This is a genomic window from Streptomyces sp. RP5T, assembly GCF_003933965.1.
In the GTDB taxonomy this organism is placed as follows: Bacteria; Actinomycetota; Actinomycetes; order Streptomycetales; family Streptomycetaceae; genus Streptomyces.
The window spans coordinates 1-7,433 of record NZ_RSAJ01000426.1; the positions used below are offsets into that span (position 1 = coordinate 1).

The 7,433-nt window shown below is 71.6% G+C and carries 9 protein-coding genes; 6 read left to right on the plus strand and 3 right to left on the minus strand.

Annotated features, from left to right (window positions below):
* Positions 1 to 3: 3 nt before the first annotated feature.
* Positions 4 to 747 carry a SigE family RNA polymerase sigma factor gene (locus tag EHS43_RS32165; RefSeq protein WP_125194204.1) on the minus strand — a complete coding sequence of 248 codons (744 nt, stop codon included), beginning with the start codon at positions 745 to 747 and terminating at the stop codon, positions 4 to 6.
* Positions 748 to 977: 230 nt separating this feature from the next.
* On the opposite strand from EHS43_RS32165, the gene afsQ1 reads away from it, so the two are divergent.
* The 5 genes from afsQ1 (at position 978) to EHS43_RS32190 (ending at position 4,824) form a co-directional block, all read left to right on the plus strand.
* The gene (gene afsQ1 / locus EHS43_RS32170; protein ID WP_185806505.1) at positions 978 to 1,655 is read left to right on the plus strand and encodes a two-component system response regulator AfsQ1; all 678 of its coding nucleotides are present in this window, start codon (positions 978 to 980) and stop codon (positions 1,653 to 1,655) included.
* 47 nt (positions 1,656 to 1,702) lie between these two features.
* Positions 1,703 to 3,232 (plus strand): HAMP domain-containing sensor histidine kinase, encoded by a 1,530-nt coding sequence (locus tag EHS43_RS32175; RefSeq protein WP_185806506.1) that lies wholly within the window; start codon positions 1,703 to 1,705, stop codon positions 3,230 to 3,232.
* A gap of 59 nt (positions 3,233 to 3,291) precedes the next feature.
* Positions 3,292 to 3,885, plus strand: a complete 594-nt coding sequence (locus tag EHS43_RS32180; RefSeq protein WP_125194211.1) for a hypothetical protein — start codon at positions 3,292 to 3,294, stop codon at positions 3,883 to 3,885.
* 93 nt (positions 3,886 to 3,978) lie between these two features.
* Entirely contained in the window at positions 3,979 to 4,530 is a 552-nt protein-coding gene (locus tag EHS43_RS32185; RefSeq protein ID WP_125194206.1) for a VanZ family protein, read from the plus strand.
* 93 nt (positions 4,531 to 4,623) lie between these two features.
* Positions 4,624 to 4,824: a PspC domain-containing protein gene (locus EHS43_RS32190; RefSeq protein WP_125194207.1), complete on the plus strand. Its 201-nt coding sequence runs from the start codon at positions 4,624 to 4,626 to the stop codon at positions 4,822 to 4,824.
* Positions 4,825 to 4,904: 80 nt separating this feature from the next.
* On the opposite strand, the gene EHS43_RS32195 is transcribed toward EHS43_RS32190, so the two are convergent.
* Both EHS43_RS32195 and EHS43_RS32200 read right to left on the minus strand, forming a co-directional pair.
* Positions 4,905 to 5,261 carry an ATP-binding protein gene (locus EHS43_RS32195; RefSeq protein WP_125194208.1) on the minus strand — a complete coding sequence of 119 codons (357 nt, stop codon included), beginning with the start codon at positions 5,259 to 5,261 and terminating at the stop codon, positions 4,905 to 4,907.
* A gap of 137 nt (positions 5,262 to 5,398) precedes the next feature.
* Entirely contained in the window at positions 5,399 to 6,562 is a 1,164-nt protein-coding gene (locus tag EHS43_RS32200; RefSeq protein WP_125194209.1) for an adenosine deaminase, read from the minus strand.
* Positions 6,563 to 6,675: 113 nt separating this feature from the next.
* Here EHS43_RS32200 and EHS43_RS32205 point away from each other — a divergent pair, with 113 nt between their 5' ends.
* Positions 6,676 to 7,431, plus strand: a complete 756-nt coding sequence (locus tag EHS43_RS32205; protein WP_125194210.1) for an alpha/beta hydrolase — start codon at positions 6,676 to 6,678, stop codon at positions 7,429 to 7,431.
* Positions 7,432 to 7,433: the final 2 nt, after the last annotated feature.

Sequence of the window (7,433 nt, forward strand, 5' to 3'; positions counted from 1 at the left end):
CCCTCAGGCGACGAGCTCCCCGAAGGCGTTCTCCTCGTCACGGCCGAAGCTGAGGACCTCGTCCTCGCGCAGGCGGCGCAGGGACCGCCAGATGCTGGACTTCACCGTGCCGACACTGATGTCGAGGATCTCCGCGATCTCCGGGTCGGTGCGGCCCTCGTAGTACCGCAGGACCAGCATCGTGCGCTGGAGTTCGGGAAGCCGGGCGAGCGCCTGCCACAGGACCGCGCGCAGTTCGGTGCCGCGCATCGCGTCCGTGTCGCCGGGCGTCTCCGGCAGTTCCTCGGTCGGGTATTCGTTCAGCTTGCGGCGGCGCCACGCGCTGATGTGCAGGTTCGTCATGGTGCGGCGGAGGTAGCCCCCGACCGCGGCCTTGTCGCTGATCCGGTCCCACGCCCGGTACGTCGAGAACAGCGCGCTCTGCAGCAGGTCCTCGGCCTCGAAGCGGTCACCGGTCAGGTGGTAGGCGGTGGCGTACAGGGAGGCGCGGCGCTCCTGGACGTAGGCGGTGAACTCCGCCTCCGACAGCGAGTGCCGCTCCCCCGTGTCCTCCCTGTACGACGATCCCCCGTGCGATTCCCCCGTGATGGTGTCAACCACCGACATGTACGCGGTGTGCTGACGCCCGGTGCCGCGAGCGCACCCCCGCCCGCTCACGGCACCGGACTTGTCGGAACCCCGGCCCCCGTTCACGTCGTGCAGCCGCGTGATCACTGCGCTGGTGCTGATGCCGTGCAGCGTGTTCATCTCGCGCCCCCCGTCGTGGACTTCCGGTGTTCGGTCTGCTCGGGCGGTACCGCCTTGCCCGTGCCGAAAAGCTTGCCGCCGCACCTTCATGGCCGTGTCCGCCGACTGTCACAGACCTGTCACAGGGGCCGGTCCCAGGAATTGCACAGCGGACCCACGGACGGGTGCCGTATGGACTGCCGTGTCCCCACAGGTCGTACCGCACCCCCTCCATGGGCCAGAATGAGCCCGTGCCTTCCCTGTTGCTGATCGAGGACGACGACGCCATCCGTACGGCCCTGGAGCTGAGCCTCACGCGCCAGGGCCACCGGGTTGCCACCGCTGCCACCGGTGAGGACGGCCTCAAACTGCTGCGTGAGCAGCGGCCGGACCTGATCGTGCTGGATGTGATGCTGCCCGGCATCGACGGGTTCGAGGTGTGCCGCCGCATCCGGCGCACCGACCAGCTGCCGATCATCCTGCTGACCGCGCGCAACGACGACATCGACGTGGTGGTGGGCCTGGAGTCCGGCGCCGACGACTATGTCGTCAAGCCGGTGCAGGGCCGGGTGCTGGACGCCCGGATCCGGGCCGTGCTGCGGCGCGGGGAGCGGGAGTCGAACGACTCGGCGTCCTTCGGCTCGCTCGTCATCGACCGCGCGGCCATGACCGTGACGAAGAACGGCGAGGACCTCCAGCTCACCCCGACCGAGCTCAGGCTGCTCCTGGAGCTGAGCCGGCGGCCGGGCCAGGCGCTGTCCCGCCAGCAGTTGCTGCGGCTGGTGTGGGAGCACGACTACCTGGGCGACTCGCGTCTGGTGGACGCCTGTGTGCAGCGGCTGCGCGCCAAGGTCGAGGACGTGCCCTCGTCCCCGACGCTGATCCGTACCGTGCGCGGCGTGGGCTACCGGCTGGACTCGCCTCAGTGACCGAAGCGCAAGGGGGGCTCCGCGGCTGGTTCGCGGGGCGCAGGGGTATGTGGTCACGGCTGCGTTTCACGAGTCTGCGGCTGCGTCTCGTCGTCGTCTTCGGCCTGGTGGCGCTGACCGCCGCCGTGTCGGCGTCCGGGATCGCCTACTGGCTCAACCGCGAGGCGGTGCTCACCCGCGCCCAGGACGCGGTGCTGCGGGACTTCCAGCAGGAGATGCAGAACCGCGCCGGCGCCCTGCCCGAGGACCCCACGCAGGACGAACTCCAGCAGGCCGCGGGGCAGATGGCGGGCAGCAGCCAGCGCTTCAGCGTGCTGCTCGTGGCCTCCGACGCCAAGGGCCGGACGGTGTACGGCAATTCGGGCGCCCTGGACGGCTTCACGCTCCAGGACGTGCCCGTCTCGCTGCGCGAGGCGGTGAACGAGAAGCAGGAGGTCGACTCCGCCAACAAGTACGCCTACCACCTGTACTGGCAGCGGACCGTCGACCACGACACCCCGTATCTGGTCGCGGGCACCCGTGTGATCGGCGGCGGCCCGACCGGGTACATGCTCAAGTCCCTGGAGCCGGAGGCCAAGGACCTCAACTCCCTGGCCTGGTCGCTGGGGATCGCCACCGGGCTCGCCCTGATCGGCTCGGCGCTGCTCGCGCAGGCCGCCGCGACGACCGTACTGAAGCCGGTGCACCGGCTCGGGGTCGCCGCCCGGCGGCTCGGCGAGGGCCGTCTTGACACCCGGCTCAGGGTGTCGGGCACCGACGAACTCGCGGATCTGTCACGGACGTTCAACTACGCGGCCGAGGCGCTGGAGAAACGGGTCGAGGACATGGCCGCCCGGGACGACGCCTCCCGGCGGTTCGTGGCGGACATGAGCCATGAACTGCGCACTCCGCTCACCGCGATCACCGCCGTGACGGAGATCCTGGAGGAGGAGCTGGAGGCCGAGTCCGGGTCGATGGACCCGATGATCGAGCCGGCCGTGCGGCTGGTGGTCAGCGAGACCCGGCGGCTCAACGACCTGGTCGAGAACCTGATGGAGGTCACCCGCTTCGACGCGGGCACGGCCCGGCTGGTCCTCGACGACGTCGACGTGGCCGACCAGATCACCGCGTGCATCGACGCGCGGGCGTGGCTGGACGCGGTGGAGCTGGACGCCGAGCGCGGCATCCACGCCCGCCTCGATCCGCGGCGCCTGGACGTGATCCTGGCCAACCTGATCGGCAACGCGCTCAAGCACGGCGGCTCCCCGGTGCGGGTGGCTGTGCGCGCGGCGGACGACGAGGTGGTCATCGGGGTCCGCGACCACGGCCCCGGCATCCCCGAGGACGTCCTGCCCCATGTCTTCGACCGCTTCTACAAGGCCAGCGCCTCCCGCCCCCGCTCCGAGGGCAGCGGTCTCGGCCTGTCGATCGCCCTGGAGAACGCCCACATCCACGGGGGCGGCATCACCGCGGCGAACTCCCCGGACGGGGGCGCCGTCTTCACGCTGCGGCTGCCCCGGGACGCCTCGGCGCTGGCGGAGCAGCTCATGGAGGCCAAGAAGAAGGACGACGACGGGGCGAAGAAGGGGCAGGCGTGAGGCACCCGGATAAACGACGCGGGGACGGGGCGGACGCGCCGCGGTCCGGGCCAAGGACGCTGCGGCTGCTGGCGCTGCCCCTGCTGGGACTGCTGCTCGCCGGCTGCGGGATCCGGCCCACCGAGGTGCCCACCGACTTCGGGCCCGCGCCCTCACGGGTGCGGTGCTCGCTGTCCGAGCCGGACGCCTCGCAGCAGGCCTCGCACGGGCTGGCCGTACAGGTGTTCCTGCTGTGCGGGGCGTCGCTGGTGGCCGTCGACCGGAGCCTGCGGGTCCCGGACGGGACCGCCGACTCCGAGCGGCGGGTGCTGGTCGCGCAGGGGCTTCTCGACGAGCTCGCCGGGACGCCGTCGGCGGCCGAGCGGGAGGCCGGGTACCAGACGTACGTGCGCGGCGGCATGACGGTCGGCGGGCCGCGGCCCCGGGACCCCGAGGACACGCTCCGGCTCAGCACCCCGCCCACCGAACTCTCCGCCTACGCCCTCGCCCAGGCCGTGTGCACCCTGTCCGACTCGGCCGCGGCCGAGGGCGACGGCTCCGTCATCCTCGGCGGTCCCACGGCCGCGCCGCCGCGCCGCTACGACTGCACGGACGAGGTCCGTTCCCAGCCGGGCAGCCACCAGCCGCCGTCGACCGAGGTGACGGGCGGCTGACGCGGGGGCGGCCGCCGCGTGTGGCGCAGGCCTCACCCAGGTACCTCGGGGGGTTCCGGAACCGATCGTGCCGAGCGGGGCGTCTTGGGGATCGTGCAGCGTCAAGGCTTCGTCGGCGGCAGTGCCGCCCTTCGCGTCCGTGTGGCAGGAGGTGCCCTCCTGGTCGCACACCTCGCGTTCGTCGCCTGGTTCACGCTGCGCCCGCTGGACGTGCCCTGGGTCGTCCCCGCCAACCTGCACCCGTTCGCCGGCATCCGCGCCGACCTCGCCCTCGGCGGGCAGGAGGCGGCCCGCCGGATCGGCGAGGGGCTCGCGCTTCTGGCCCCGCTCGGCTTACTGCTCCCGATGGTGCACGGCCGGCTGTGGGCCTCCCCCGCCGGCTCGCTGATCCGCACCTGCGCCGCGGGCGCGCTGATCTCCCTGGGCATAGAGCTGCTCCAGACCGGGGTGCCCGGCCAGGTGGTCGACATCGACTCCCTGTTCCTGAACACCGCGGGCGTCGCGCTCGTCCACCTCGCGATCGTGCCGGCGGTGCGCCGCTCGCTGCGCCGCGGGGCCGAGCGCCACCGGCCCGCCGCCCTCCGCCAGGAGGAGCCGGCTCAGGGTCGGACCCCGACGATTCCCAGGGTCGGGATCGCACCGTAGAGCGACGCTTTGTGCTGTTCGTCTCCGTAGCGTTGAAGACAGCTGGAAAGGGTCACTCGGACCCGGACCGTCGACGCTCACGAAGGAGCCGCAATGTCCCGCCTCGCCCGCCCCACCAACGGCCGCATGATCGGCGGAGTGTGTGCCGCGCTGGCACGGCGCTTCGGCACCTCCGCGACCACGATGCGCGTGATCTTCCTGGTGTCCTGTCTGCTGCCGGGCCCGCAGTTCCTGCTCTACATAGCGCTGTGGATCCTGTTCCCCTCGGAGGAGAAGGCACGGACCGCCTGGTAGTCCCTGTGCAGGTACGCCGGTGGGGCGCACCCCGTGATCCCGGGGTGCGCCCCACCGGCGCGTGCGAGGAGCGGCGGTGCTCAGCCGAGCGGCAGGCCGTTGAGGCCGGTGCCGCTGCCGGGCAGGACCTTGCCGATCGGCAGGCCGCCGAGGAGACCGGCGACGGGGCCGGTCGGGCCGTCGGCGAGGACCTTCTCGACGGCGGGCTGCGCGGCCGACAGGCCGGTGCCCACCGCGGGCTGGGCCTGCGCCAGGGCCTCACCGGCGCCCGGCAGCGCCTTGGTGACGTTCTCGGTGGGGAGCCCCTGGGAGACGGAGCCGAGCGCCTGGGTGGCGTCCGGGACCGCCGGAGCGGCGTTCGCGGCACCCGCGCCGGCGGCGGCGAAGGCGGCACCGAGGGCGGCGACACCGAGGGTCTTGGCAGCAGACTGCTTCATGAAATGCGTCCTCGAAATGGGTTTGCGGGATGTCAGCGGTCCATGACCGTAAACACGGGAACCCACCCGCCGCAAACATCGAAATGCGGACGGATTGTGAACACCCGCCCGCATTCCGCACCCGAGGATTTCCGCGGTCAGCCCTCTTCGGCCACAGAACCGCTGGTGGAGGCGGTCTGCTGGAACAGCCATTCGGACTTCAGCTCGGCATATCCGGGCTTGATGACGTCATTGATCATCGCGAGTCGTTCATCGAAAGGAATGAACGCTGATTTCATCGCATTGACGGAGAACCACTGCATGTCGTCGAGCGAATAACCGAACGCCTCGACAAGGTGCTCGAATTCCCGGCTCATGCTGGTGCCGGACATCAGCCGGTTGTCGGTGTTCACGGTGGCCCGGAAGTGCAGGCGCCGCAGCAGCCCGATCGGGTGCTCGGCGTACGACGAGGCGGCCCCGGTCTGGAGATTGGAACTGGGGCACAGCTCCAGCGGGACGCGCTTGTCCCGGACGTAGGAGGCCAGCCGTCCGAGCTTGACCGTGCCGTCCTCGTGGACCTGGATGTCGTCGATGATGCGCACCCCGTGGCCGAGCCGGTCGGCGCCGCACCACTGCAGGGCCTGCCAGATCGACGGCAGCCCGAAGGCCTCGCCGGCGTGGATGGTGAAGTGGTTGTTCTCGCGCTTGAGGTACTCGAAGGCGTCGAGGTGCCGGGTGGGCGGGTAGCCGGCCTCCGCGCCCGCGATGTCGAACCCGACGACGCCCAGGTCGCGGTAGCGGTTGGCGAGTTCGGCGATCTCCAGGGCCCGGGCCGCGTGCCGCATCGCGGTGAGCAGGGCGCCGACGCGGATGCGGTGGCCGTTCGCCCTGGCCCTGCGCTCGCCCTCCCGGAAGCCCTCGTTGACGGCCTCGACGACCTCTTCGAGGGTCAGCCCCTTCTCCAGGTGCTGCTCGGGGGCGTAGCGCACCTCCGCGTAGACCACGCCGTCCTCGGCGAGGTCCTCGGCACACTCGGCGGCCACCCGCACCAGCGCCTCACGGGTCTGCATCACGCCCACGGTGTGCGAGAAGGTCTCCAAGTACCGCTCCAGCGAACCGGAGTCGGCGGCCTCCCGGAACCAGACGCCCAGCCGGTCCGCGTCGTCCTCGGGGAGTCCGGCGTACCCGCTCTCCCGGGCGAGGTCGACGACCGTGCCGGGGCGCAGCCCGCCGTCGAGGTGATCGTGCAGCAGAACCTTGGGCGCCCGGCGGATCTGGTCCGGGCTCGGGGACTTCCCCATCCGGTCAGTCTGGCTCGTCATCTTCGCACTCTAACTCCTACGCGCGTAGAGCGCTCCCTGTACGAATCCGCCGATACGTAACGGTGACCGCCCCGCCCCGTGTCGTACACCCCGGCTTCTGACACTGTTCTGTCATGGCACAGCAAGCGACGCCGGTTCGCAGCGCCCGACTGGGCAGGACACTCGGCCCGGAGCCGGTGGCGGTGAGCGGGGTGGTGCTGCTCCTCCCGGGCGGCGACGAGACCTCTCTGCGCAGACCCTCCTCGATGCGACTCCCCTCCGCCGCGCGGGCGTTGGGACGACGGCTCGCCCGCGCGGGGCACGCCGAGGGGCTCGCGGTCCATCTGGTGCACTACCGCTATCGCGGGTGGAACGGCAGCGAGGCGCATCCCGCGCACGACGCGACCTGGGCCGCCGACGAGGTCGTACGGCGCTACGGCGACGTCCCCGTGTCCCTGGTCGGCATCGGCATGGGCGGGCGGGCCGCACTGCGCGCGGGCGGGCACGAGGCCGTCAACTCCGTGGTCGCGATCGCCCCTTGGCTGCCGGAGGAGGACGTGGCGGTCGCCTCCGAGCCGGTCAAGCAGCTCGTGGGGCGGCGGGTGCTGATCGTGCACGGGACCAACGACCAGCAGGTGGACCCGGAGTTGTCGTTCCGGCTGGCGTCCCGGGCGAAGAAGGCGAACCGCGAGGTGTGCCGGTTCGAGGTGCACGCCGACGGTCACGGACTGCACCAGTACCGGGCCGAAGTACAGGCCCTGACCGAGGACTTCGTGATGGGGGCGCTGTTCGGACGGGTGCTGTCCCGCCCCGTGCAGGACGCGCTCGCCGCGCCGCCGCCGCTGGGACTGCGGATGCCGCTCGCCTCGGGGTTCGGGCGCCGGCGTTAGGT